Here is a 24,539-nt window from a genome sequence, read left to right on the forward strand (position 1 = left end):
ACGCGGTTGGGGCGCTGGAGTCTAGCCTTTAGGCGATTTTCGTGGCGCTTCGGGTCGGCTAAAGCCTAGACTCCAGCATTTACAGCGACTCATGCAATACTTTCCGCTGGCCAGCGACCGGTTTCGACACGACTTTGGCGTCCGCGCCCTGCCGGCCGAGCAGTCGATCATTGACGTCACCGGCGAACATGCCGCCGAGCTCGCTCTGCGCGCTTCGCTGCTGGACCAGAATCGCGACGCCCACTTTCGCGCTGCCGCCGATTCGCTGGACGCCCAACGCGACGCCTTCGACTGGATCGATCGCCAGACCGGCGGTGTGCTGACGAAACCTCCGTCCGGCGAGCCACCCTTGTTGACGGCCGGACGGCAGGTTCAAGAGGACCTGGTGCTGCTGCGCGACGATTTCTCAGCCGGCTATCCCATCTGTGCCGGCGTCGTCTGCTTTCCCAGCGGATGGTCGATCGAGGAGAAGCTGGAGCAGAACGTATGGCAGGTGCATGACGTGGTCCCCGAGTTCGCAGCCCTGGCCGCCGACAAGACCGTACGCTTGCTGCGCGGATTAAAACCTCTGCGACCGGTATGGCGGCTGAACTGGGGCGTGCGCAGCAGTGCGGAATTGAACCAGACGCCCGCCCGGCTGGCGGAGTTGGCTTGCCGGGCCGAACCGATCACCGCCCGCAACGCGGGCCGACGCTGCTGGTTTCGGGTCGAACGCCAGACCATGACGCGGCTGGCCGGCGGAGCCATCCTGTTTACGATCCACACCTATCAGGTGGCCGTCGAATCGCTGGACGCTCCACAACGCGGGCGGTTGCTCGGGACGCTGCAAACCTGTCCCGAAGCCACACTTCGCTACAAAGGCATCTGGCCGTTTCGTTGCGAGTTGATGGAGTACCTTCGTTCGGCGGCAGGGTAAAACGTGGCACAGGCTTTTCGACCATTGAAGGAGCCCAATCCACAGGCTGGAAGCCTATGCCACTTAGCCTTGGGATCGTTGCCACAGGTCCCACAGCGTCAGCACCGGCCGGTAACTGGTGTACGCCAACAAGACGAACGCGAGCGTTATCGCCACGCGGCGCGGCATCGCCTGCGGTTGTCGCCACGCTTCGTACAGCATCCAACCCGAGACGACGCCCGCGGCATTGGCCACCATATCGTGCGTCGTCGGCGAGCGCCCCGACAACTGCTGCAGGGCTTCCATCGCCATGGCGAACGCCAGGACCGCTATCGCTACGCCCGCCCGGCGGCCGGCCGAGCGCCAGCCCAGGCGGCGAGCCATGGCCAGGACCGCGATGCTGAACACCGCAAAGCACGGGAAGTGCAACAGATCAAAACTGGTGGTCGCCGCTCGGCCGTCGAACGGCGAAGGCACCAGCAGGGCCGCGACCGCTACGGCGAACAGCATCCCGATCGCCGCGAATTGCCATCGAGACGGCCGCGGGCCGGACGAGCGCGACGGCCGCGGGCCGGGCCATCGAGACGGCCGCTGGCCGGCGTTCACGAGCTGAGGACGTCCTGCATGTAGCGGATGCTGTCGCCGACCAAGCTCTCCACGCCGGGTTCGTAGTCGAACACTTCGACGCTGACCCAGCCGTCGTACTGGATATCGCGGAGGGCTTCGAAGATGGGTTCGTAGGCCACGTCGCCCATTCCGGGACCGCGGCGATTGGGGTCGTTGGCGTGGAAGTGCAGCAGTTTGTCGGCCGTTTCGCGGATGACCTGCGGGATCGGGATCGCTTCGCTGCTCATCGCCTTGACGTCCAGGTGGATGCCGACGGAATCGAATCCGAACCGATCGGCCAACTCACGAGCTTCGGCCGCGGTATTCAGAAAATTGCCTTCGGCCGGTCCCAGCGGTTCCAGAGCGATGCGGGTGTCGGTGTCGCACAGGGTCGGCACGACGCTTTTGAGCACCTCGGTGGCGTTGTCCAGGGCCTCTTCTTGGCTCATGCCCTCGGGGACATTCCGCTGTTGGGGCGAACCGAGGACCAAGACCTTGCCGCCCAGGTCCCGGCACAGCTTGGCCAATTCACACAGGTAGGCGGCCGTGCGTTGGCGCGTTTGCACGTCGCCGCTGGTCAGGTGCAGGCCCTGCGTCTTGGCCAGCAACCAGTGCAGGCCCACCACGTGCAGGCCGGCGTCCTCGACCACCGAGCGGTACTCGACGCGTTGCTGTTGGGAATAATTCGGCAGGTCGTCGGTCAACATAAACGGAGCGACTTCCCAGCCGGTGTAGCCCGCGCCGGCCGCATACCGCACGGCCTTCTCCAGCGGCCAATCTCCGAACGTCTCGTTACAAATGGCAAACTTCATGATTCAATGACCGTCCCGCAAGCGATATCCAAGAAAATTATCCAGCTGTGGTTCGTCCTCGATGGCTTTCACCGTTCGCTCGATATCGTATTCGATTCGGCGAAACTGAACACTCTGGCCGTCGAAGATCACATAGCAACTGCGCGGATCCTGGTCGCGCGGTTGGCCGACACTGCCGACGTTGACCATGGCCTTCTGAGTGCTGCTGAACGTAAAGCGGTCCTCGACGTCTTCGCTGCGCGTGAAACGCATGTCGGACGTAAAGATACCGGGCACGTGGGTGTGGCCTTGAAAGCACAGCCAGGGTACCAGCGAGAACAGCTTTTCCATCTTGCGCGGGTGGTTCGCGTCCTCGGGAAACACGTACTCGGTGGTCGGTCCCCGCGGCGAACCGTGCACGAACAGCACGTTGTCTTCGCGAATGACGCGCGGCAGTTCCAGCAGAAACTCCATCCGCCGGCGGCTGGCCTCCGGGCCGTCGGGACCGCATTCCAGCTGGGACCGGGTCCAGAAGATGGCTTGTTCGGCCGCCGTGTTGAAGCCTTCGGGATCGAACAGCGCGCTGTTGTCGTGGTTGCCGAGGATGGAGAAATCAAACTGCATCGCCGCGTCGATACAGGCACAGGGTTCGGGACCGTATCCGACCGTGTCGCCCAGGCAGACGATGCTGTGAATGTCCTGCGAGCGGATGTCCTCCAGGACCGCTTCCAGAGCGGCCAGATTGCCATGGATATCGCTGATGATGGCCCGTCGCGTCACGGCAGCTAACGTCCTTGTTTCAAGCGATCGCCCAGCATGTTGGCCAGGTCGGGCTGCTGGTAGATCTTCTCGGCAGTCTTGTCAAAATCGTAGGCAATGCGGCGGAACTGCAGTTTGCGGTCCTCGGTGTTGAGGATCACGTAACAGCTCTGGTTGTTGTCGTCCCGCGGTTGTCCGACGCTGCCCACGTTGACCATCAATTTTTCGTCGCCGAGGGTGAACTGGTGGTCGCATTCCTCGGGCGAGAAGAACTCGCAGTGCGTCGTGAACACGCCCGGCAGGTGGGTGTGCCCCATAAAGCAGTACTGGTCCACCTTGCCGAACAGGATCTCCAGCTTGCGTTGGTCGTAGACGTATTCGGGGAAGACATATTCATTGGTCGGGTCGCGGGGCGAGCCGTGGACAAACATAAAGTCGCCATCGTTATGAAAGCGCGGCAGTTCGCCCAAAAAATCCCATCGACCGTTGACCGTGCTGCTGCTGCCCGGGCCGCGATCGAGTTGGTCCCGCGTCCAGTACACCGCTTGCAGGGCCACGGGGTTGAACCCGTCGGGATCGAACAGGGCCGCTTGGTCGTGGTTGCCCAGGATCGTCACCCGGCAGTGTTTCATCACCAGGTCCAGGCACTCGCACGGATTCGGTCCATAGCCGATGATATCGCCCAGGCAATAGATTTCATCGACATCATTGTCCCGGATATCCGCCAGGACCGCCTGGAGGGCTTCGAGATTCCCGTGGATGTCGCTGATTAAGGCCCGCTTCACTTCGGTGGTCCCATCGGATTCCGACAAACGCGTCCAATCCGCCCTCGCTTTGAGGGCTCAAAAAGCCAGACGCTGGCACCGCAGATTGTAGGGGCAAGCAAATTTTCACAGCAATCCCTCTGAAAGCAGGAATTCTTCATGACACCTTGGCATCTGGCGATCGAAACCAGCGGTCGCCACGGATCGCTGGCCCTTTTGCGAGGCGACCGGCTCGAGCAGGAGATCGAATTGACGGCCGAGCAGCGGACGGCGGCCAGTTTGTTTCCGGCCATGGAACGGTTGCTCCAGCCGGTGCGGACCGGCGGTTCGACGCTGGGGTTGGTCAGCGTTTCGATCGGTCCGGGCTCCTTCACCGGCCTGCGAATCGGAGCCACAGTCGCGAAAACCCTTGCGTATGCAACGAAATGCTCGCTCGTCGCCGTCGATACGCTGGAGTTGATCGCTCGGCAGGCCTGGGACGCCGCCCCGGCAATCCAGCAGGTGTTGGTCGGGATGAAAGCCTATCGCGGCCAGGTCTTCGCCCGCCACTGCGACCGCCGCCGGCCCGAGGAGGCTCGGTCGGTGGTGTGGCCGGCCGACCAGTGGCAGCAGCAGGTGGCCCGGTTGCCGGCCGGTTGCGGCTTGGCCGGCGACGCCGCGGGACTGCCAGATTTGGAAATTTCTTCGGAAATAATTCTGGTCGACGCGCAAGCCTGGCGTCCCACCGCCGCCACGCTGGGCCGGTTAGCCGCCGCGCGAACGCCGGTCGATCCCCTGAAACTGGTCCCCAACTACCTCCGCCCCAGTGCGGCCGAAGAGAAACGATTGGCGACGTAGCCCATCCCGTGGCATCGGCTTCTAAGCACGTCGCAAGATGTTTTTAGGTATTACTCTCCCTCTGGGAGAGTCGGGCTCTCAGGCCCGGAGAGGGCCCACACGAAGACCCTCCCCGGGCCTAAGAGCCCGACCCTCCCGCTGCGCAGGAGGGTGTTGTCGTAGGGTTATACCGAAATAATCAAGCCGACGTGCTTAGCCTGTGAGGAGCCTATGCCACACATCACAAGCTGGAAGCCTGAGGCCACTTAAAACAACTGAAAGGCGGCGGGCGAGATGTGCTGGGCCTGATGCACCAGCACCGCATTGGCCAGCTCGATCGCCAGCCGGGATTCCAGCGTTACCCCGGCCCGCACGCCCACGCAGGGGTCGTGCCGGCCTTTGTCCAGCTGGAAGTCGATCTCCTGGTAATCTTTGCGGATCGATTTTTGGGGTTTGTGGATCGTGGACGTGGGTTTGAATCCGACACGGCAAACCAGAGGCATTCCGGTGGTGATCCCGCCCAACAACCCGCCGTGGCTGTTGGACTGGTAGCCCTGGCTGCGGATCGGGTCGTTGTTCTCGCTGCCGCGCCGGCTGACGACCGCCTTTCCCGCTCCGATCTCGCACGACTGCACGGCGTTCAAGCCGCCCAGGGCTCCCATCAGGCGAACCTTCAGGCTCTGGTACAGGGGCTCGCCAACCAGCGGCGGGACGTTGACGGCCACCACCTCCACGGCCGCTCCCAAGGAATCCCCGTCCTGACGGGTGCGCATGATCAATTCGGCGGCATCGCGAGCAAACGCTTGGTCGATGGTGTGAATTTCGTTGCTCTCCAGCCCCTGAGCGATCATCCGCAGGGTGTCCGCATCGACGCGATTGGACTGGCCGGCGGCAAGGATCTTTTCCACGTGGGCGGCCAGCGTCAGTTTGGCATTCCGCGGTCCGACGCTCGAGATCGACGACAGGATCACGGTCCCGAAGTGTTCGAACAGAAACTTGCGGGCGATCGCCCCGCCGATCACGTCGCTGATCGTCGAGCGGTAGCTGGAGCGGCCGCCGCCGCGGACGTCGACGAACTGCTGCGACTGGTAGAATTTCACCAGATCCGTGTGCCCGGGACGCACTTCGCCCTCGGTGCCCACCAACTGGGTATAGTCGCGCGACTTCTTGGACGTGCTGAGCACGACCGCCGCGATCGGTTCGCCGGTCGTCAGCCCCGACTCGTAAGACTGTGTGGCGAAAGTGTTCTGCTCGACGGCGACGGAGATTTCCGGCCCGGCCAGCAAACGCTCGTGATCGCGAGCGTCGTACAAACCGCTCAGAAATACGACTTTGTCTTTTTCGTTGCGCGGGGTGCCGTGTTTGTTTCCACCGGGACGCCGGCGATCGAGATAGGCCTGTACCTCCTCTCGCTCGATCCGCAGTCCGGGGGGACAGCCGTTGATGATCGTGGTGATCGCCGGGCCGTGCGATTCACCGGCGCCGGCCACGCTGAACAGAGGGCCGCCAAGAATCTCCAAGTCGCTGATCCCGGTTTGCAGGGTAAAAAGAAGGCTTGCCGTCGCGAGCGGACGCAAAAACTGCCAGCCACGAGTTTAGTGTGGCCTGCGGGTCCGGGAAAGTTGCAAGAGTCGCCTTTCGCTCCGCGAAAGTAGAGAGAGTCGCCTTTCGCTCCGCGAAAGTAGAGAGAGTTACCACAACAACTTTCGCGGAGCGAAAGGCGACACTGTTTGGCGGCGACAACTTTCGCGGAGCGAAAGGCGACACTGTTTGACTGGGGCTACTTTCGCGGAGCGAAAGGCGACACTGTTTGACACTGGCTACTTTCGCGGAGCGAAAGGCGACTCTAGCCCTGTTCGCGATAGGTCGTCCAGCTCATCACGGCGATCGCGATACCGATCACGACAAAGGCCACGTCCATCAACATGCTGGCGCCGCGCAGGGGAGAACTGGCGGTCATTCCCGCAAATCCCATGATCAGGTCCGTCAGGAACAGCAGCACGATAACGACGGCTACCGCAAGGCTGGTCAGGCAAAGCGCCTTGGGCATCAAGAATCCTCGGCTTATGATCACGGTGCGAACAGTCATGGTGAGTTCAAACGGCAGTATAATTCGAATGCCTGCATTTTCCCAAGACCGCCCGATTTCGTCAAAATTTTCTCGATTTGCGATCGTCCGATTGTAACGGCCCTGCGATGTCTGATGTTTCCTCCGAAGATGAACCCACCGGTCCCGGCGATGCCGACTTGTTGGCTCGCTCGCCCTGGCGATGGTGGCGACAGCAGATGCCGGTGGTCCAACGCTGGGCCTATTTCGATCACGCCGCGGTGGCTCCCCTGCCCGGCCCGACCGCCGATCGGCTAGCCGCTTTCGCGGCCCAAGCGGCCGCGCAGGGCGACGTCGACTGGCTCGAGTGGTCGGGGGAAGTCGAACAGATGCGGGCCTCGGCCGCTCGCTGGCTGGGCGCCGATGCCGACGAAATCGCCATGATTCCTAATACCTCCTACGGCATCAATATCGTCGCCGAGGGACTGGACTGGCAGAGCGGCGATAATGTGGTCCTGCCGGCCGGCGAATTTCCCTCGAATCTGTTCCCGTGGTTGCAGCAGCAGGATCGCGGCGTCGAGGTGCGGGTGGTGGGCGAACCGGATCGGGGAGCCGACCTGGACAAAATCACCGAGGCCATTGACGATTCGACCCGCTTGGTCGCGGCCAGTTGGGTGGGGTACGCGACCGGTTACCGCTTGGATGTCGATGCGTTGGTCGAGCGGGCGCACCGCCGCGGTGCCCTGGTGTTTTTGGACGCGATCCAGGGCCTGGGCGTGTTCCCGCTAGATCTGTCCCGCACCCGAGTCGACTTTCTGGCCGCCGACGGACACAAATGGTTGCTGGGCCCCGAAGGCGCCGGATTGGCGTTCGTCCGTCGCCAGCACATCGATCGGCTGCGCTGCCGCACCGTCGGATGGAACAGCGTCAAGAACGCTCATCTGTTCGGCGGCGCAAAATTCGAACTTCGCGATTCCGCGGCTCGCTTCGAAGCCGGTTCGGCGAACATGGCCGGTCTGCTGGCCATGCACCGCAGCCTGCAGATCTTCTGGCAAGTGATCGAACAACACGGCCCGGACGCCATCGCGCGTCGCGTGTTGGAGCTGGTCGCCGAGCTGAGCGAAGCATTGGCCGCGGCCGGTTGCGAACTGTCGGTGCCCGCCAAAAAAGACAACCGCAGCGGCATCGTGACCTTCCGGATCCCGGGCGTCGAACCGGCTGAGTTCCGCAAACGGGCGCTGGAAGCCGGCGTCGTGGTCAGCTGTCGGGGCGGTGGCGTTCGGGCCAGTGTCCACGCCTACAACGATGCCGCCGATATCGAAAAATTGATCCTCCAAGTGCGTGCGGCGCAGCAAACCGTGCAGGAGCCGACGAAATGAAAGACCGAATTGCCGTCTACACCGGTTCGTTCGATCCGGTCACCCTGGGACACCTGCACATCATCCACCGAGCCAGCGAATTGTTCGACCAGCTGGTGATCGGAATCGGTATCAACAAGGACAAACATCCGCTGTTCACCCCCGAAGAGCGCGTCGATCTGGTCGAACAGGTCACGCGTGATCTTCCCCGCGTGCGGGTGGAAACGTTCGACGACCTGGCCGTCGACTTTGTGCGTCGCTGTGGCGCCGAAGTGATGGTGCGAGGGATTCGGCCGCTGACCGATATCGCGGGCGAATTCACGATGCTGATGGCCAACCGCCAATTGGACCGCTCGATCGAGACCGTGTTTCTGATGGCCGACGATCGCTTCGCCCACATCAGCAGTTCCCTGCTGAAACAGATCGCGCAGATGTCCAGCGACGACGAACGCTTGGCGCGCTTCCTGCCCCGCGAGATCATTCCCGCCGTTCGCAAGCGACAAGCCGAACGGGCCGCCCTGGCCGCGTCCTCGGCGAACGCGTAACCGCGCCGCCCGAGCAAGGCCCAGGCTTCCAGCCTGTAATGTGGCATAGGCTTCCAGCCTGTAATGTGGCATAGGCTTCCAGCCTGTGAAGTGAAGTGGCATAGGCTTCCAGCCTGTGAAGTGAAGTGGCATAGGCTTCCAGCCTGTGAAGTGAAGTGTCCCAGGCTTCCAGCCTGTACCCAACGAAACACCATTCCCCTAGATAAGCGACCGATGAAGGCTTACGAAAAGACGATTGGCGATTTGACCTGCGTGGTGATCGATGGTGGAGAGGAACCGACCAACGCCGTCGTGGTGTGTCACGGTTATGGCGCCCCGGGGGACGATCTGGTCCCCTTCGGCGCCCAGTGGGCCGAGAACCTGGGCCAGGACGCCCAGAAGTTTCGGTTCGTGTTTCCCTCTGCCCCGCTGACCTTGGCCGAAATGGGCATGCCCAGCGCCCGGGCCTGGTGGCCGCTGAACATGCAGCGGTTGATGTTGGCCGTCGAGGCGCGGCAGTTCGCCGAACTGCACCAGCACGAGCCGCCGGGATTGGACAACGCGCGCAGCAAACTGGCCGCCACGGTCCAGCAGGTGCTCGATTCGCTGGCGACCGATTCGCCCCAGTGGGTGTTGGGCGGGTTCTCGCAAGGCGCCATGCTGACGATGGACACCGCCCTGCGCTCCGACCTCCAGCCGCCCCGGCTGTTGTTTCAGATGTCGGGAACGCTGATCTGCCAGCCGCAGTGGCAGGCGCAACTGCCGCGGTTGAGTGAGACCAAGGTGATCCAAAGCCACGGCACGTCCGATCCGATCCTGCCTTTCGAAAGCGCTCAAGCCCTGCGTGATCTGCTCCGCGAGGGCCAGGTCGAATTGGACTTCCTGGCCTTTGATGGGCCGCACACGGTGGGACCGGAAATGGTGTCCGCCACCAGCACCGCGCTTCAGGATCTGGCCGCCTCGTGAATCGCATTCCCGACGATCTGCCCATCCGCGAAGCGTTGCCCGAGGTGCTGCGGGGGCTCCAGGCCAGCGGCGCCGTGGTCCTCAAAGCACCGCCCGGGGCGGGCAAGACGACGGGCGTGCCGCTGGCCCTCGACACGGACCAGCGGCAAGGGCGGATTTTGCTGGCCCAGCCGCGCCGCCTGGCCGCGCGCGCCGCTGCCGCACGACTGGCTCACCTGGCGAAGACTTCGGTGGGCGGGCGCGTCGGCTACCAGGTGCGTTTCGATCGGCGGTGGTCCGAACAGACGCGCATCGTGGCCGTGACGACCGGGATCCTGCTGCGACGCTTGCAGTCGGACAGCTTTCTGGAAGGTTTTGATGCGGTCCTGTTGGACGAGTTTCACGAGCGGTCGCTGGAGGCGGATCTGGCCCTGGGGATGCTGTTGCAGTTGAAGCAGACGGTGCGTCCGGAGCTGCGATTGGTCGTGATGAGCGCGACGCTGGACCCGGAGCCCATCGCCGACTTCCTCCAGCAGGGCGGATGTCCGGCCGCGGTCGTGCACAGCGAGGGCAAGTCGTATCCGGTGGACGTCCGTTATGCCAAGCAGCTACAGCGCTCGCCGATCGAACAGCAGGTTGCCGATGTCATGCCCGCCGTGCTGCGGTCCAGCCCCGGTGACGTCTTGGTCTTCCTGCCGGGCGTGGGCGAGATCCGCAAGACGCAGCGGTTGCTGAAGTCGATGCCGGACGCGCGGGATGCGGAAATCCTGCTCCTGTACGGAGACCTGCCGCCGGCCAAGCAGGACCACGTGCTGCAGCCATCGAGCCGCCGTAAGATCGTGCTGGCGACCAACATCGCCGAGACCTCGGTGACGATCCCCGGTGTGACGGCCGTGGTGGACAGCGGTTTGGCGCGCGTCCTGCGTTACGACTCCGACGTGGGCCTGCCGCGGCTGCAGGTCGAACCGATTTCGACCGCCGCCGCCGATCAACGGGCCGGCCGCGCCGGACGGACCCAGCCCGGCGTGGCTTGGCGACTGTGGCCCGCGGCCGCCGGTCGCGGCCGACCGGCCTACGATACGCCGGAAGTGCTCCGCAGCGATCTGGCCGGGGCGGTGTTGCAGTTGGCCGGTTTCGGCGAACTGGACGTCGCGGCCTTTCCGTGGCTGGACCCACCGGCAGAGGAAGCCGTCGCCCTGGCCCAAACGCTGCTCCGCCGCCTGGGCGCCCTGGACGACGGCGGCATCACGTCGCTGGGCCGGCGGATGTTGGCGATGCCGGTCCATCCGCGCCTGGCCAGGTTATTAATTGCCGGCGAGCAACTGGGCGTGCCGGCGCGGGCCGCGATCACCGCCGCGATGCTGGGTGAACGCGATCCCTTTCGCGGTGGAGCGGCCGCGTCGACCATTCGGCGTCAGGACCGCCGCGGCGGCCCCGGCCAGAATCGCAGCCCCGGACCGAAACGCCGTGCTCCCGCCGCCCTCGGCAGCACGGGACGATCCGATGTGGTGGACCGTCTGCTGCGGCTGGAACGTTTTGCCGACGGGGTGGACGACGAAGGCGTAAACCAGGCGGCCGCGAAACAGGTTTTCCGCGTCGCCGAACAACTGGCCGCCATGCTCGAAGGCGGTACCGGACCGCAGACCCTCGCTGGCGAAGCCGCCGACGAAGCGATCATGCGCTGTTTGTTGGCGGCCTATCCGGACCGCCTGACGCGGCGCCGCAGCCACGGCAGCGATCGGGGAATCACGGCCGGTGGCAAAGGCGTCAAGCTGGCCGGCGAATCCAAGGTCCGTCAGGGCGAATTGTTTCTTGCGATCGACGTCCATCAGTCCTCCGGCGACGCTCGGGTTCGCCAAGCGTCGATGGTCGAGGCGGACTGGTTGGACCCGGCCGGTCACGAGCAACGCGACGAGTGTTTCTTTCATCCGACCAGCCGACAGGTGGTCGCACGCCGGCGGACCTACTGGAATGGGTTGCTGTTGAACGAAACGCCGATCGAAAACGCCGATCCCGACCAGAGCCAACAACTGCTGTTCGACCAGGCGGTGCGGCAGTGGGATCGCGTCTGGCCGCAGGACGATGACCGGCTGCAGCAATTGGTCGCCCGCGTGCGGTGCCTGCGGGCGTGGAATCCCGACTTGGACCTGCCGGCCTTGGACCAGCAGCAACTGCAACGGGTGTGTTTCCAGCTGTGCCGCGGGCGAAATAGTTTGCAAGCCGTCAAGACCGCGCCCTGGAGCGATTACGTGTTGGCGGAGCTCTCTTTCGAGCAGCAACAGGCCCTGGCCCAGCAGGCCCCGGAGCGGATCACCGTCCCCAGCGGCAATCAGATCGCGATCGCCTACGAGGAGGGCAAGCCACCGATACTGGCGGTGCGTCTGCAAGAATTATTTGGCTGGAGCGAAACGCCGCGGATCGCCGGCGGCCGCGTGCCACTACTGCTGCATCTGCTGGCACCCAACGGTCGGCCGCAGCAGGTCACCGACGACCTAGCCAGTTTCTGGCAGAACACGTACAGCCAGGTTCGCAAAGACCTGCGACGCCGATATTCGAAACACCACTGGCCCGAAGACCCGCAAAACGCCCAAGCCACCCGCCGCGGCCTCAGCCGCGACGCCAACTAGTGGCATAGGCTTCCAGCCTGTGAAAAGCAGTGGCATAGGCTTCCAGCCTGTGAAAAGCAGTGGCATAGGCTTCCAGCCTGTGAACCTGGCTGTTCTCGGCTGGGACAGCCGAGCTACTTTGTGGCATAGGCTTCCAGCCTGTGGAGGCTGTCTCACAGGCTGGAAGCCTATGCCACTGTTAGCTGACCACTGCGGCGACCACCGCCGCTGTCAGCAGGACGGCGCCGGCCAGACGCGTCAGCATGACTCGCCGGCCGTAATGGGCTTCGTTGCCGCCCCAGCGAACGGCGATCCACCACGCCAGGGCGACGCTCCACATTCCCCGCAGGGCATAGACCACGTTGACTCGCGTGGCGTCGCCGAACTGCGACAAGGCGAACACCATGCAGATCGCTTGCAGGGCGATCAACAGCGTGCCGCCCAGCAGCCAACGCCGGGCGGTGCGCGGCCGTGTCGACCGCGGACCCAAGAACGGCAAGAAACCCAACGAGAGGATGCCGACGATCCAGAAGACCAGCGGCAGGAAGCGTCCCGAACCCCAGGGCGGAGCCCAGGTTTGCACCAGGACGTCGAACAGGGCAAATGCCGCCGCCGAAGCCGCGGCAAAGCCGATCGTCCACAGCGGATGATGGGGCCGCGAGGCGGTTGGTTGGGACGGTTGCGGATCGGCCCCCGCCTGAGGGGGCGCGGCACGCGTCGAGCCTGCCGCGAGAGGTGGCCCCGGGGCACCCCGGCGAGCCGACCACTGGACCAGAGCGATCCCGACCGTGGCGATCCCCGCGGCCAACCAGACCAGCGGCGGCAGGTGGGTGCTGGTGACCACCGTCGCCAAAACGGCCACCATGATGACCTTCAAGCCCAAGACCGGAGCGGCGACGGAAACATCGCCTTTGGAGACCGCATAAAACGTGAACACCTGTCCCATGATGTACAGCACCGCCACGATGGCTGGTTGCCAGAGCAGGGTCGGCGGCTGAAGTGTCCCACCGAGCAGCCAAAGCGGCGAAAATAACAAGGCCGCCCAAAGGTTGGCCAACAGCGTCACCATCCACGGACTATCGCCCGACTGCGTGACTCGCTTGATGACCAACAGGCCCAGGACGAATAGGATGCTGGCGGCCAGCGGCAGCAAGAGATGAACGGGCACTGCAAGGCTCTTTGGGGGAACGCGGCGAGTGGGTTGGAGTTGGGGGCAAGGTCCCCGGCCACACGACCGCGGAACCCCGGGAAAACGGCCTTGTGGAGCCGCAACTTGCGTTAATCTGCGGCAAAGGCTATAATCCTGCCGCTGCACCGCAGTCTTGTCCGATTCTCACCCCATGGCAAACGGAGATGCCCTATGACATTGCGATTCGGTCAATCGTGTCCTACGTGTGGAAGACGTATCGAAATTCGGTTGGAGTTACTCGGGCGATCGGTGGCTTGTCCCCATTGTCATGCGGAGTTTATCGCCAGTGAGCAGCGCGCTCGTCAATCCGCCTCCGAAGAGGTGCTGATGGATCGCGTCGAGCGGGTGCTGCGTCAATCGGGAGACGCCGTCTCGGTCGAGTAGTTACGCCAGTGATGGGGGCGACCAATTAATTTCTCTAGATCGGCGAAGTAGTCCGGATAGGTTTTGGCAGTACAGGAGGGATTCTGTATCTGCACCCCGGGCAATCTCAATCCCGCCAGCGACAGACTCATCGCCATCCGATGGTCGTGATAGGTCGCCAAGGTCGCCCCGCCAAACGTTTGCTGTTGAGCGCTCTTTAGCGGTTCGATGCACAGTCCGTCGTCGGCTTCTTCGACCTCGGCTCCCAGTTTCCGCAGCTCGCAGGCCAGGTCGGCTATGCGGTCGGTTTCCTTGAAGCGGTTGTGGGCCACGCCTCGGACTCGCGTCGGTCCTTCGGCGAACAAGGCGACCACAGCCAGCGTCTGAACCGTGTCGCTGATCGCGTTCATGTTCACGTCCACGCCTCGCAGCGGGCGGCCGACGACGGTGATGCTGTCGCCGTCGTCGCGAACCTCGCATCCCATCTGCTCGAGCACCCGCACAAAGGCGACGTCCCCCTGCAGGGCCTGCGAGGAAAGGCCTCGGACACACACTTCGCCGCCGGTGATCGCCGCGGCCGCCCAGAAGTAGCTGGCCGCCGAGGCGTCGGGTTCGATCGCGTACTGCTCGCAGGCGTAGCGGGCGGCAGCGGGAATCATGAAATGATCCAGGGTGGGGCTGGATTCGATTTCCACACCGAAGTGACGCATCACCTCGCAGGTCATCTGCACGTAGGGTTTGGAGACCAATTCGCCCTCGACGCGGATTTCGGTTGCGACCGACGCCAGGGGAGCGGCCATCAGCAATCCGCTCAGGTACTGGCTGCTGACGTTGCCGCCGACGGTCATCTGCCCGCCCCGCCACCGGCGGCTGTGAATCAGCACCGGCGGACAGCCCTGGGGCGACTGGGCGGAGACCTCGCCATCGACGACCATCGACACGGCGTCCAGCAATTCGCCGATGGGACGTTGATGCATCCGCACCACGCCGTGCAGTCGATAATGCCCGCCCAGGGCGGAGAGGAACGCCGTCAGAAACCGAATCGTGGTCCCGCTGTTGGCCACGTACAGCTCCATCGGCTGGCGGTCGTGTCGGGCGGTCAGGGCCGTGCCGTTGACCTCCAGGGTGCGGCCGCCGTGACGCGAATCGATGACGACGCCCAACTGCTCCAGGGCCGCGAGCATCACTGCCGTGTCCTCGCTTTGCAGGGCTCCATCCAAAACGCAACCCCCGCCGGTCGCCGCCGCGCACAGCAGCGCCCGATTCGTCAAACTCTTCGAACCCGGTGGGCGGATGGTTCCCTGGACGGGCCCGCCGGACTGGACGGCTACGGTGGTCGAGGATTCGAGGTCGTTCAAAATGGAGCGTCCGCAACGAGGAATGCGATCAGCGAGGAAGGCGAAATGCCACCCGAGAGGCAGGCCACACTTTAGATCAAGACGCGCGTATGCTCCAGGGTCGCGTACAGCTGTTGCCAGATGATCGCCAGCGCCGCCTGGTCGATCCGCAAACGCTGGAAGACGCTGTCCGGCGGCTGGGCTACGTTGTGCAGGCCCAGCTCGGTCCAGCCACACCGGCTGCACAGGTAGTCGGCCAGGATGACACAGTCGGTCAGCGCCGCGTCGGCCGCTTCCCCGGCCAGGTGAGGATGATGGTGCAGGCGGGCGACATCGCAGATCCGCCGCTCAAAGCCCCAGCGGCACAGCACTTCGGCGCCCAGTTGTTGGTGGTCGTAACCGGTCCGGTGGCGCTGGGCGGAGGCCGTATCGGTCACGGCGTCCAGCTGGTCCAGGAGGTCCGCGAAGCCGGCCGGATCCGCGATCTCGCCGGCCAACAGGCCGATGTCGTGGACCGCCCCGGCCAGCCATGCCCCTGCCGGATCGACGCGCCCAGAAACCCGCGCCACCAACGCCGCCACCGCCCCCACGGCCATGCTGTGACGCCACAGCTGCTGCCGCTGGTAGGTGCGAATCTGGCGGTCGGGTTGAAACAGACCGCGGATGCTGGCCAGGATCGCCAGCCGCATCGTTTGCGAGTCGCCCAGGACGGCCCGCACCTGTTCCAAACGCGTAAAACGACGCGAGAGGTTAAATAGCGGACTGTTGCTCCAGGCCAACAAGCGGGCGGCTAGAGGCCCGCCACCGTGGGTCAAGCGTGCCAGGTGATGAAGTGGCGTTTCGCCTGAAGTGTCCGAGGCGATGGCTTCCTGAATCCAACGCGGCAACATCATCTCGTTGCGGCAGGCGTCGACCGCTCGCAGCAGAGCCGAAGGCGGGCGACGCTTGAGGGAGCGTTTTCTCGAGCGAAGGGCGGCGGACATTTACGGCGTATCCAAACGGGCAAGACAGCGGAAGGAATGGGGGCGAGACAGCGGTTTTCCAACGGGAGCCTAGGTCGTCACCGGTTCGGGGGCAAACGGCGGGTTTGTTTTTGACGGCGGCGGAATCTCGACCTAGCTTTCCCACAGTCGCGCTCTTTCGTTTTGTCGTCCTCGTTCCTGCTGCGAAACCGTTATGACCAGTCCCGAACCGTCGGCCGCTTCTTCGGATTCCAAGCTCGACGCACTGATCGCACGCATCAACGGCCTCGGTGGCGGAGCCGGAGAGAGCCGCGGACCCGCGGCCCCGTCCGCGGCCGCAGCCCCCCCACCGCCGCCCGCCGCCGCCACGGCGCCACCGCCGGGCCGTCCCGCCCCGTCCCAGCCCGCCCCTTCCCAGCCCGCCTCGTCCCAGCCCACCAGTCCGGCCGCTCGAGTTCGGCCCGCGCGGCCCGCCGCTGCGCCCACCGGTCGACCGGTCGCCAAACCCCAGGCCCCGTCTACGGCAACTCCTCAGGGTGCGGCCGGACCGAAAACCGCCACCGCTCCCGCGGTTACCGTCCCGCCCGGCACACCGTTGCCCTGGGGCTTCGAGCCGACGCGGGACGAGCCCTGGCGTCCGGTCGAGCCGACTTCGCTGGAAGAGAACAACATCAGCGACGCTCTGCTGGAGCAGATCGTGCTGCGGTTCCTGTTGAACTTTGGCGAAGCCGAAGGGCGACGCGTCGCCGACCAGGTGAAACTGCCCTTCCGGCTGATCGAACCCATCCTGACGCGTTTGAAGATGGAACAGTTGGTGGCCTATCGTTCGGCCACCGCCACGGGCGATTACGTGTACGTCTTGACCGAATCCGGCCGCGCGGCCGCTCGCACCCACGCCCAGGACTGTACCTATTACGGTGCCTGTCCGGTGCGCTTGCCCGAATACATCCAGAGCGTGCGGCTGCAGACGATCGAAGGACAACGTCCCCAGCGCGAGGACCTGTTGCGAGCGTTCAAAGATCTGCTGATCAATCCGCACATGCTGGACCGTTTGGGACCCGCCATCAACAGCGGCCGCGGGATGTTCCTGTTCGGATTTCCGGGCAACGGTAAAACCAGTATCGCCGAACGCGTCACGGCTGCCTTCGGCAAGACCATCTGGATTCCTCGGGCGGTCGACGTCGATGGCGACATCATGCGGGTTTACGACCCGATGAACCACGAGCTGGACATGCCCGAGACCGGCGCAGGCCTACTGGATCAAGGCGGTTTCGATAAACGCTGGGTGCGAATCCGGCGTCCCACCCTGGTCGCCGGCGGCGAGCTGACGATGGACATGCTGGAGGTGCAAGGCAATCCCGAAAGCGGGATCAGCGAAGCACCGCTGCAGCTGAAGAGCAACTGCGGGACGTTGTTGATCGACGACTTCGGCCGCCAGAAGATGAGCGTCGATCAATTGCTGAACCGCTGGATCGTGCCCCTGGAGAAACGCTACGACTACCTGAACATGTCCAGCGGCAAAAAGATCCAGGTACCCTTCGATCAACTGGTCATCTTCAGCACGAACCTGGAACCCAAGGACCTGGTCGACGACGCGTTTCTGCGGCGAATCCCCTACAAGATCGAAGTCACCAACCCGCCCGAAGCGGATTTCCGGCGGCTGTTCGAGATCATGTGCAAGGTGTTGAAGATCCCCTACGCCGCCGAGCCGATCGATTACTTGATCAAGACGCATTACCTGCCGGTCGAGCGACCGTTTCGCAACTGCCAGCCCCGCGACCTGTTGCTGCAGGTACGCAACTACTGCCTCTACCACGGCAAACCGGTCGAGCTGAAAAACGAGTACTTCGACTTCGCCGTCGACAATTATTTCTCGGTGATGTAGCGCTGTACCACTCCGACCAACAAAGGTGTTTCCGGCTGATTCCTCAGAATGCAGCGTCAGGCTTGTGGAAATGAACTTCGCATTCGGGATGCGATTCGGTTATTACCTCTTCTCCCCGATGGGTCACGGCTGTGCACCAAACTTGAAGGTGCATTAGATTTGGCAACTCCGCCAACGCCAGAAGGCCCTGGTCGGTGATGTGGGTGCGCCAAAAGCAGAGACCTTCGACAGATTTTAAGTTCGAAACAATTGTGGCTGCCTCGTCTGTAAGGTCATTGCCGCCAAGGCTGAGATATTCCAGTTCAGCCCTTGTCAGTGGCTGCAGGTCTTGATCATGGATGTGTGTGCTATCAAGCGAGAGCTGTTTTAGGTTGGGAATCTCACTTAGTGCGGTCGTGCCTTTGCTGCCGATGTACGTTCCATCGAGCCACAAAGTAGAAAGCTGTTCGTGTTTCGCAAAACGTGAAAAAGTGATCCCTTCAACGAGTGTTCGTGAGACTCCAAGCGTCTCTAAGGAGGGAAGCTTTGAGATCAATTCGAGCCCCGCATCGGTAACGGCTTGTTCGGAGATATTCAGCTCTTCAAGCTGTCGCATTTCCGACACATAACGCATGCCGTTATCCGTGAACGCCCCCGTCGAAAGAACGAGCCCCCGAAGGCTTTGCATCTTACCGACGAACTGAAGCCCTCCGTCTGTGGCGAATGTGTCGCGGAGCCATAAACGTTTTAATCGGGGAAGTGTTAGGCGACAAAGTCGATCCAAATGGACGTCTTCAAACATGCATTCGTGTAGGACGATCTGCTGCACCGGGATTCGCTCGAGCAGGGCTAAGTCGTCAAGGGAACCCGTCCATGCATGGGTTAGATCGATGCGATATGTTTCGCCGATCGACGTTGAAGTAGCGCCGAGATTGTGAAGATCTTCAAGTGGATCGGACACCGACTGAAATCCTTACAAGAGAGGACGTCTGACTAATGTTTGCGAGCTACGGGCATGGGGCAGCCCTCGAATCGGCGCCCAGCAAAGCAAGGCCATCTCGCTGCGGTATGGAACACATGAGGCGGCACACCGGTGCCCTTTAGCCGCGAACCTGTTTCCGTGGCGTGGCCTGCTCGGGCTTGTCAAACGCCGGCGGAAACAGCAGCAGGACGCCGCTAACCTTCCATGATCTCTTGTTCCCATTGTTCCAGGGATTCGTAGACGGTGTCGAACCACTGGGGGTCGATCGCGGCCGGCTCGGGATCGGCCGTGGGGGCGGTCGCGGGCAGTTTCAGACTGAACCCTGGTCCCTGCGGCGCGGCGGGGATGATCTGCAGGCTGCCGCCCAGGTGATGGGCCAGCATGAAGGCGCTGAGCAGGTCCATGTCCAGACCGATGGGCCATTTTTGCAGCGGGATCGCGGCGGCAAACAAGGAAGCGACCTGGCCGCTGTCGAGGTCGGCGAAACAGCCCTTCAGGTCCAGCTGGACTCCGTCGGCGAGCGGTTGGGCTCCGATCTGAATCTCGGTGGGTTGTTCCTGCAGGTCGCACAGCCGCCGCAGCAGGATTTCCAGCAACTGCGTCAGCAGTCCCTCGTCGCTGGCAATTTGCGTTTCGGACGGCGGATCGACCAAGCGGATCGTGACGTCCTCATCGGCGGCCGCCGCTTGCCGCCCCTGGACGAACTGTCCGAGCCAGGCCGGTAGCGCCAGGTCGCTGTTGCGGCCGCTGGCCGGTGCGACCGTATCGCGGAGCAGCAGTTCTACGGTACGGACCATCATCTCGGCTTCGCGCCGCGCGATGGCCGTCATGTTCAAGGCGGCGATCTCGTCCATCTGCATCGCGATCCGCTGCTTGACTGGCGACTGCTGCATGTACGCGACCAGGGCTTGCCAGCTGTTGCGGACGCGGCAGCCCAGAGCGGTCGCGGCGGTGGCCAAGCCACGGATGCGGTCCATCACGATCAAGCGATGCAGGACGCTGATCTTCTCGCGCAGCAACCGGTCGCGTTCGTCGAGGACGCCGTGGTACTCCTGGGCCCGCAGCAGCGTGCCGATCATCTCGTTCTCGTCCAGCGGCTTTTTCAAATACCGAAACGCCCCGCCCTCGTTGACCGACTGGATCGCCAGTTCCAGTTCGCTGTAGGCGGTCAACAGAATCCGGGCGATGTTGGGAAACTCGTAACGGATCTGCTCCATCAACTGGACGCCGGACTTCTCGGGCATCCGTTGGTCGGTGACCACGACGCTGACCCGGTCGCCGTGCTCGCGCAGGTACTCCAGCGCGGCATCGACGGATTCCGCCGTGGCGATTTCAAAACGATCTCCGAACAGGCGGGCAAAGTATTTCAGCGCCTGCGGTTCGTCATCGACGTACAGGATGTGTTTGGCGATGGTCTCGGTACTCATGGGTTGGACTTTCAGCTGCTAGGGAGACATCAAAGGAAACCGCCGCGCCATGCTCGTCGCTGTCGATCAACAGGGTTCCTCCGTGCCCGCGGACGATCGTGTCACAGATACTCAGTCCCAGCCCCAAACCTTCACCCGGTTCGGAGGTGGTAAAGAACGGGTCGCAGATCCGTCGCTGCAGGTCTTCCGGGATGCCGGGACCGTTGTCGACGACGCTGATCCGCAGCCGCTGGGCTGTGTGGGAATCGCTGCGCGAGACAGGGTTTGTTTGCGAGGCATGGTCGGGCTGGGGGGCGGAAGCCGAAGCGGCCGGCTGGTTTGCAGTATCGGCATCGGCATCGGCATCGGCGGGCGAGAATGTTTCGACTTCGATCCGTACCCGCGGCGGGCCGCTGGAATCGCGGCGCGAGCCTTGTCCCGCTTGCTCCTGATGGGATTGTTTGATCAGGGCGGTCGTCGCGTTCAGGATCAAATTCAGCAGCACCTGGGTGATCTGGCTGGGCGAACCGTGGACGTAGCGCTGGGAGAGGTCGTCCCAATCGGCGCAGAGTTCGACGAAGGCGGCTTCGTGGGCGGCGAAGCGGAAGGCGGTGCGGACGGCTTCGACCAAGCAAAAATCCTTGGTCAGCTGGGCCTCCTGCGGGTAGGCAAAACTGCGCAGGTCCGTCGTGATCTCGGCGACGCGCTGGATCCCTTCCTGGATGTCGTTCAGCGTTTCTTCGGGATCGTCACCGGTTTTCAACTCCTTCCGCAAAGCCTTGACGGCCATTGCGGTGTAGCTGATCGGATTGTTGATCTCGTGCAGCAGTCCGGCGGCCAAGCTGGCCACGGCCCGCATCTTCTCGCTCTGAAACAGCTGCGACTTGGTTTGGCTGAGCTGTTCCAGGGACTGCTCCAACGAAGCTCGTTCGCGGCGCAGGTCGGATTGCATCTGCGAACTGCGAACCAGGCCCGCCACCCGGGCCCGCATCTCGGTCAACCCGAAAGGCTTGGACAGGAAATCATCGGCCCCCATTCGCAAAGCGTCCAGTTTGACGTTCTCGTCGAAGTGCGCCGTCAGCATGATGATCTTGGTGTCGCCCAACAGCGGGTCGGCGCGCAGCTGCCGCAGCACGCGCAGACCGTCGGAATCGGGCAACATAAAGTCCAGCAGGATGCAGCGGGGCACCAGTCGCCGAGCCGCCTCGAGGCCGGCTTCGGCCGTCGCCGCGGTTGCCGTCGTGAAATACTTTTGCAGCGAATCCCGCAGGAACGTTCGCAGGTCGTGCTCGTCGTCGATGATCAACACCTCGGGCGAACCGGCGGCCTGGGCGTCGGTGGACGCGGGCCGGTCTGCCTCGGCCGGAAGCGTCGACAGGCTGCCGGTGCCGGGGTCGGTGTCGGTGTCGGTGTCGGTGTCGGTGTCGGTGTCGGTGTCGGTGTCGGTGTCTCTACTGCCGGTGCCGGGGTCGATAGCGGTGCCGGGGTCGATAGCGGGGCCGGGGTCGATAGCGGGGCGGAGCGTGCTGGAGATGGGAGGGGGGAGCCGTTTGTCGGGCGCCCATTTGGGCGGCGCCGGCCGGAAGGTCATTTCGGCGGTTTCGGCCAGCGGGATCCGGACGACGAAACGGCTGCCGCCGCCGGGGTTGGGTTGGACGAAGATGTGGCCGCCGTGCCACTGGACGATCTCGCGCGAGATCGCCAAGCCCAGGCCCAGGCCTTTGCCGCCCGATTGTCCGGCGGCGGTTTGAAACATGCGGTCGAAGATGCGTTCGCGGTGGTGTTCGGGGACGCCCGGCCCCTGGTCGCTGACGCTGATCACCGCGTCGTCGCCGTCGTGCTCGAGCGCCAACGTGACGCGGCCCTGTGGTGGCGAGAATTTAATCGCGTTATTCAACAGGTTCAGGACGACGCGTTCCAGGCGTGCCACATCGACTCTCAAACCCAGCGGAGTCGATTCACACCGGAGCTCCAGCGTCAAATCCTGCTGGTGGGCGACACCTCGGATCGTGGTGTGAATCTCCTGTAGGAATTCGCGGGCGTCGATCTCTTCCAGTTGCAACCGAAAAGACGCGTGGTCCAAGCGGACGATGTCCAGCAGGTCGTCGACCAACAGTTTCAACCGGTCGGCGTTGCGGCGGACCAGGGCCAGAGCCGAACCGGTGTGGGGCGACAGTTTGCCGCGTTCGGACAGCAGGTCGTCCAGCGGAGCCAGGACCATCGAGAGGGGCGTGCGCAGTTCGTGGCTGACGTTCGCCAGGAACTCCATCCGCTGGGTGTCCTGCTGTTCCAGATGATGATTCTTTTCGTCCAGGCTGCGATTCAACAGGAACGTGCTGTAGCGATTCCGCTCGTTCAGATAGCAGATCACCGTGCAGACCACACTGGTGGTCAACAGAAAGAACAAGGCCAGCGGCAGGTAGCCGGCCGGCTGGCTGCTGTCGTGGGCGTGCAGGGCCACGGCCCCCAGGTACATCGTCGTGGTGGCCGCGCAGTACAGAAAGGCTTCGGCGGCGCTGAAACCCAACAACTGGACGAAGATCATCAACAGGATCAAACCGAAGAAGTACAGCGACTCGCCGCCCCCGACCAGCGAGATCATCGTGGCGATGGCGAAGGCCGGGACCAGCAACAGGATCAGACTGGCCGGGCGAATCGGCAGCGCGGGACGCAGCGAGAGCGTCGCCAAACCGGCCAGGAGAACCACCGTGGTCAGCAGCCGCACGGCTACCAACAACGTGGTCCCCTCGGGGTGCAGCTGCCAGTCCAACGCCGCCCCAAAGGGCATCAGGATCGCACCGAGCAACAGGGCCACGCGGGTACGCGTGTACCGCATGGCCGATTCCTGTTCGCGGAAGCTGATGCGGTCTGCGTCAGCGTCGATTCGGGCACTGCTCATCGGCTGGGCGTCGGCTGGGCGCCGGAGGCCAGAGGTTTGCGGATTTCCAGAAACACGTTGACACCGGTGCGGTCGACGTAGGTGTGTTGCGAGCCCAGCTGCGGCGCCAGACTGCGCATGTCGGCTTCGCTGCGAAGTTCAAGATTCCAGTCCAGGACCAGGCCCATGATCGCCACCGAGGAATGGGTGGGCGTGACGTTGGTGACCAGGACCAAGCCGCCGGGCTTGACCCAGGAATAAAACAATTCGATCAGAAACCCACAGGTCGTGTCACGAAAATAATCGAACAGGCCCGCGCAGTAGACCATGTCGAACTGTGGGGATTGCTCGAGTGGGCCTTCGGCGGAGGTCTGGATCAACTCGTGGACCGAGCGCTGTTGGAGCTCGATCTGCATCTCCGGCCGCAGCCGGGACACAGCGGGCAGCAGGGACTGGCGGACGTGATCCAGGGTCTGCGGATTGAAGTCCACCAGTTGGACGTTCATGCGGTTGGCCAATTCGTGCTGTTCGGCCATCCGGCGGATTTCCACGGCCGGCCCACAGCCCAGGTTCATGATACGAAAGCGCCCATCGGCCAGTGCCGGTCCCTCGCCGGAGAGCCCGCTGCGGACCTCTCGCTCGAGGGCCGCTTTCAGCAATTCGATGCGGTTGCGGTGGGCGGCCGGAGCTTCGTGACGAAGGGCCGAGGCGTTGAGGAGTTTGGCAAACGTGTTGGGACCCTCCCAGGGTTCGTTCAACATCATCCGCACCATCTCGTAATCGCCGGCGTAGCCCAGCGGTTTGTTGTACGCCCGGTTCATAAACGGCGAACTCATCATCAAAGGATGCAGTTCGCGTTGGGCGTAAGCGCGATGATAGGGCACGTACTTCTTGGGCAGCTCCTGCGACGCCTCCTCGAACTCGCCGTACAGCTGCGTCAACCGCGGGGCGATCTCCTGGTCCACGTCGCCGACGAACTGAAGCAGCCGATCCTCGGAGGTCTGGCCCTCTTGAATCCCCGCTTCGGTTTCCCAGTGCTCCAGCCATCGGCTCAGCTCCTGCAGGTAATTGCGAAGGTTGCCGACGCAGACCTGGAACGGTTTCTCCAGCCGTTCGGTGGCCGCTTCCCAGTCGGAGACGAAATCCTTGACGAACGAACGCAGGACTTCGCCCGGTTGCAAGCCCTTTAGGTCCGACCAGGGATCGACCAACGACGCCGACACGATCAACATCAATCCGGTGTTCAGCAAACCCGTGACCACCGCGCGGCCGCTGTATGTCTCCCGTTGCCCCTGGTGGATGCTCAATTGATCCAGCACCTCGGACAGCTGGACGATCGAGTAAGGATTGTAAACCTCGAAGACAACCTGTTGCCGGTTCAGGCGAACCAAAGAACCCTGGGCTTGCAGTCCCTGGGAGTTGCGAAAACTCACATGGGAGGTCATCG

At 63.4% G+C, this 24,539-nt stretch carries 21 protein-coding genes; 8 read left to right on the plus strand and 13 right to left on the minus strand.

All coding sequences use genetic code 11. The annotated features are described in order from the left end of the window. Positions 1–91: 91 nt before the first annotated feature. Entirely contained in the window at positions 92–916 is an 825-nt protein-coding gene (locus GE027_RS14090; RefSeq protein WP_153557845.1) for a heme-dependent oxidative N-demethylase family protein, read from the plus strand. 63 nt (positions 917–979) lie between these two features. Here GE027_RS14090 and GE027_RS14095 read toward each other — a convergent pair whose 3' ends face one another. From GE027_RS14095 to GE027_RS14110, 4 genes are all read right to left on the minus strand, one after another. Beyond that, positions 980–1,405, minus strand: a complete 426-nt coding sequence (locus GE027_RS14095; protein ID WP_153557846.1) for a VanZ family protein — start codon at positions 1,403–1,405, stop codon at positions 980–982. 92 nt (positions 1,406–1,497) lie between these two features. Then, positions 1,498–2,313 carry a sugar phosphate isomerase/epimerase family protein gene (locus GE027_RS14100; protein WP_153557847.1) on the minus strand — a complete coding sequence of 272 codons (816 nt, stop codon included), beginning with the start codon at positions 2,311–2,313 and terminating at the stop codon, positions 1,498–1,500. A 3-nt stretch (positions 2,314–2,316) separates the two neighbouring features. After that, a complete protein-coding gene (locus GE027_RS14105) occupies positions 2,317–3,072 on the minus strand; it encodes a metallophosphoesterase family protein (RefSeq protein ID WP_153557848.1) in 756 nt (251 codons plus the stop codon). 5 nt (positions 3,073–3,077) lie between these two features. Next, on the minus strand, positions 3,078–3,836 hold the full coding sequence (locus GE027_RS14110) for a metallophosphoesterase family protein (RefSeq protein WP_153557868.1): 759 nt from the start codon (positions 3,834–3,836) through the stop codon (positions 3,078–3,080). A 138-nt stretch (positions 3,837–3,974) separates the two neighbouring features. Between GE027_RS14110 and tsaB the strand changes: the two genes are divergently transcribed. Further along, on the plus strand, positions 3,975–4,652 hold the full coding sequence (gene tsaB, locus GE027_RS14115) for a tRNA (adenosine(37)-N6)-threonylcarbamoyltransferase complex dimerization subunit type 1 TsaB (protein WP_153557849.1): 678 nt from the start codon (positions 3,975–3,977) through the stop codon (positions 4,650–4,652). Positions 4,653–4,897: 245 nt separating this feature from the next. On the opposite strand, the gene aroC is transcribed toward tsaB, so the two are convergent. Further along, complete coding sequence (gene aroC, locus GE027_RS14120; RefSeq protein ID WP_153557869.1) at positions 4,898–6,151, minus strand: chorismate synthase; 1,254 nt, start codon at positions 6,149–6,151, stop codon at positions 4,898–4,900. A gap of 326 nt (positions 6,152–6,477) precedes the next feature. Beyond that, positions 6,478–6,720 (minus strand): hypothetical protein, encoded by a 243-nt coding sequence (locus tag GE027_RS14125; protein ID WP_237607540.1) that lies wholly within the window; start codon positions 6,718–6,720, stop codon positions 6,478–6,480. A gap of 107 nt (positions 6,721–6,827) precedes the next feature. Here GE027_RS14125 and GE027_RS14130 point away from each other — a divergent pair, with 107 nt between their 5' ends. From GE027_RS14130 to GE027_RS14145, 4 genes are all read left to right on the plus strand, one after another. Then, complete coding sequence (locus GE027_RS14130) at positions 6,828–8,057, plus strand: aminotransferase class V-fold PLP-dependent enzyme (protein WP_237607541.1); 1,230 nt, start codon at positions 6,828–6,830, stop codon at positions 8,055–8,057. Next, a complete protein-coding gene (gene coaD, locus GE027_RS14135; protein ID WP_153557851.1) occupies positions 8,054–8,581 on the plus strand; it encodes a pantetheine-phosphate adenylyltransferase in 528 nt (175 codons plus the stop codon). Before GE027_RS14130 ends, coaD begins: the two co-directional genes overlap by 4 nt. A 213-nt stretch (positions 8,582–8,794) precedes the next feature. Next, complete coding sequence (locus GE027_RS14140; protein ID WP_153557852.1) at positions 8,795–9,526, plus strand: alpha/beta hydrolase; 732 nt, start codon at positions 8,795–8,797, stop codon at positions 9,524–9,526. After that, the gene (locus GE027_RS14145; RefSeq protein ID WP_202617420.1) at positions 9,523–12,132 is read left to right on the plus strand and encodes an ATP-dependent RNA helicase; all 2,610 of its coding nucleotides are present in this window, start codon (positions 9,523–9,525) and stop codon (positions 12,130–12,132) included. The genes GE027_RS14140 and GE027_RS14145 overlap by 4 nt, the downstream gene beginning before the upstream one ends. 178 nt (positions 12,133–12,310) lie before the next feature. Here the strand turns inward: GE027_RS14145 and GE027_RS14150 are convergent, their stop codons facing one another. Further along, positions 12,311–13,279, minus strand: a complete 969-nt coding sequence (locus tag GE027_RS14150) for a DMT family transporter (RefSeq protein ID WP_162006735.1) — start codon at positions 13,277–13,279, stop codon at positions 12,311–12,313. A 270-nt stretch (positions 13,280–13,549) separates the two neighbouring features. Here GE027_RS14150 and GE027_RS23595 point away from each other — a divergent pair, with 270 nt between their 5' ends. Further along, positions 13,550–13,684 (plus strand): hypothetical protein, encoded by a 135-nt coding sequence (locus GE027_RS23595; RefSeq protein WP_261344052.1) that lies wholly within the window; start codon positions 13,550–13,552, stop codon positions 13,682–13,684. Here the strand turns inward: GE027_RS23595 and aroA are convergent. Continuing rightward, positions 13,654–15,021, minus strand: a complete 1,368-nt coding sequence (aroA, locus tag GE027_RS14155; RefSeq protein WP_237607542.1) for a 3-phosphoshikimate 1-carboxyvinyltransferase — start codon at positions 15,019–15,021, stop codon at positions 13,654–13,656. The genes GE027_RS23595 and aroA overlap by 31 nt on opposite strands. 71 nt (positions 15,022–15,092) lie before the next feature. Beyond that, positions 15,093–15,983, minus strand: coding sequence for an HDOD domain-containing protein (locus GE027_RS14160; protein WP_153557854.1), 891 nt, complete (start codon positions 15,981–15,983; stop codon positions 15,093–15,095). Between the two features lie 193 nt (positions 15,984–16,176). Between GE027_RS14160 and GE027_RS14165 the strand changes: the two genes are divergently transcribed. Continuing rightward, positions 16,177–17,847: an ATP-binding protein gene (locus GE027_RS14165; protein WP_237607543.1), complete on the plus strand. Its 1,671-nt coding sequence runs from the start codon at positions 16,177–16,179 to the stop codon at positions 17,845–17,847. Positions 17,848–17,890: 43 nt separating this feature from the next. On the opposite strand, the gene GE027_RS14170 is transcribed toward GE027_RS14165, so the two are convergent. The 4 genes from GE027_RS14170 to GE027_RS14185 all read right to left on the minus strand — a co-directional run bounded on the left by GE027_RS14170 (position 17,891) and on the right by GE027_RS14185 (position 24,537). Next, the gene (locus GE027_RS14170) at positions 17,891–18,787 is read right to left on the minus strand and encodes a leucine-rich repeat domain-containing protein (protein WP_153557855.1); all 897 of its coding nucleotides are present in this window, start codon (positions 18,785–18,787) and stop codon (positions 17,891–17,893) included. A gap of 215 nt (positions 18,788–19,002) precedes the next feature. Continuing rightward, positions 19,003–20,235, minus strand: a complete 1,233-nt coding sequence (locus GE027_RS14175) for a response regulator (RefSeq protein WP_153557856.1) — start codon at positions 20,233–20,235, stop codon at positions 19,003–19,005. Continuing rightward, entirely contained in the window at positions 20,192–23,113 is a 2,922-nt protein-coding gene (locus GE027_RS14180; RefSeq protein ID WP_153557857.1) for an ATP-binding protein, read from the minus strand. Before GE027_RS14180 ends, GE027_RS14175 begins: the two co-directional genes overlap by 44 nt. Next, the gene (locus GE027_RS14185; protein ID WP_153557858.1) at positions 23,110–24,537 is read right to left on the minus strand and encodes a class I SAM-dependent methyltransferase; all 1,428 of its coding nucleotides are present in this window, start codon (positions 24,535–24,537) and stop codon (positions 23,110–23,112) included. Before GE027_RS14185 ends, GE027_RS14180 begins: the two co-directional genes overlap by 4 nt. Positions 24,538–24,539 lie beyond the last annotated feature (2 nt).

The organism is Roseimaritima sediminicola (genome assembly GCF_009618275.1).
GTDB lineage: Bacteria > Planctomycetota > Planctomycetia > Pirellulales > Pirellulaceae > Roseimaritima > Roseimaritima sediminicola.

Coding starts and splice junctions, on each gene's coding strand:
- GE027_RS14090 (WP_153557845.1), top strand. CDS start 92: ATGCAATACTTTCCGCTGGCCAGCGACCGGTTTCGACACGACTTTGGC.
- GE027_RS14095 (WP_153557846.1), bottom strand. CDS start 1,405: ATGCTGTTCGCCGTAGCGGTCGCGGCCCTGCTGGTGCCTTCGCCGTTC.
- GE027_RS14100 (WP_153557847.1), bottom strand. CDS start 2,313: ATGAAGTTTGCCATTTGTAACGAGACGTTCGGAGATTGGCCGCTGGAG.
- tsaB (WP_153557849.1), top strand. CDS start 3,975: ATGACACCTTGGCATCTGGCGATCGAAACCAGCGGTCGCCACGGATCG.
- GE027_RS14125 (WP_237607540.1), bottom strand. CDS start 6,720: ATGACTGTTCGCACCGTGATCATAAGCCGAGGATTCTTGATGCCCAAG.
- GE027_RS14130 (WP_237607541.1), top strand. CDS start 6,828: ATGTCTGATGTTTCCTCCGAAGATGAACCCACCGGTCCCGGCGATGCC.
- coaD (WP_153557851.1), top strand. CDS start 8,054: ATGAAAGACCGAATTGCCGTCTACACCGGTTCGTTCGATCCGGTCACC.
- GE027_RS14140 (WP_153557852.1), top strand. CDS start 8,795: ATGAAGGCTTACGAAAAGACGATTGGCGATTTGACCTGCGTGGTGATC.
- GE027_RS14160 (WP_153557854.1), bottom strand. CDS start 15,983: ATGTCCGCCGCCCTTCGCTCGAGAAAACGCTCCCTCAAGCGTCGCCCG.
- GE027_RS14165 (WP_237607543.1), top strand. CDS start 16,177: ATGACCAGTCCCGAACCGTCGGCCGCTTCTTCGGATTCCAAGCTCGAC.
- GE027_RS14175 (WP_153557856.1), bottom strand. CDS start 20,235: ATGAGTACCGAGACCATCGCCAAACACATCCTGTACGTCGATGACGAA.
- GE027_RS14180 (WP_153557857.1), bottom strand. CDS start 23,113: ATGAGCAGTGCCCGAATCGACGCTGACGCAGACCGCATCAGCTTCCGC.
- GE027_RS14185 (WP_153557858.1), bottom strand. CDS start 24,537: ATGACCTCCCATGTGAGTTTTCGCAACTCCCAGGGACTGCAAGCCCAG.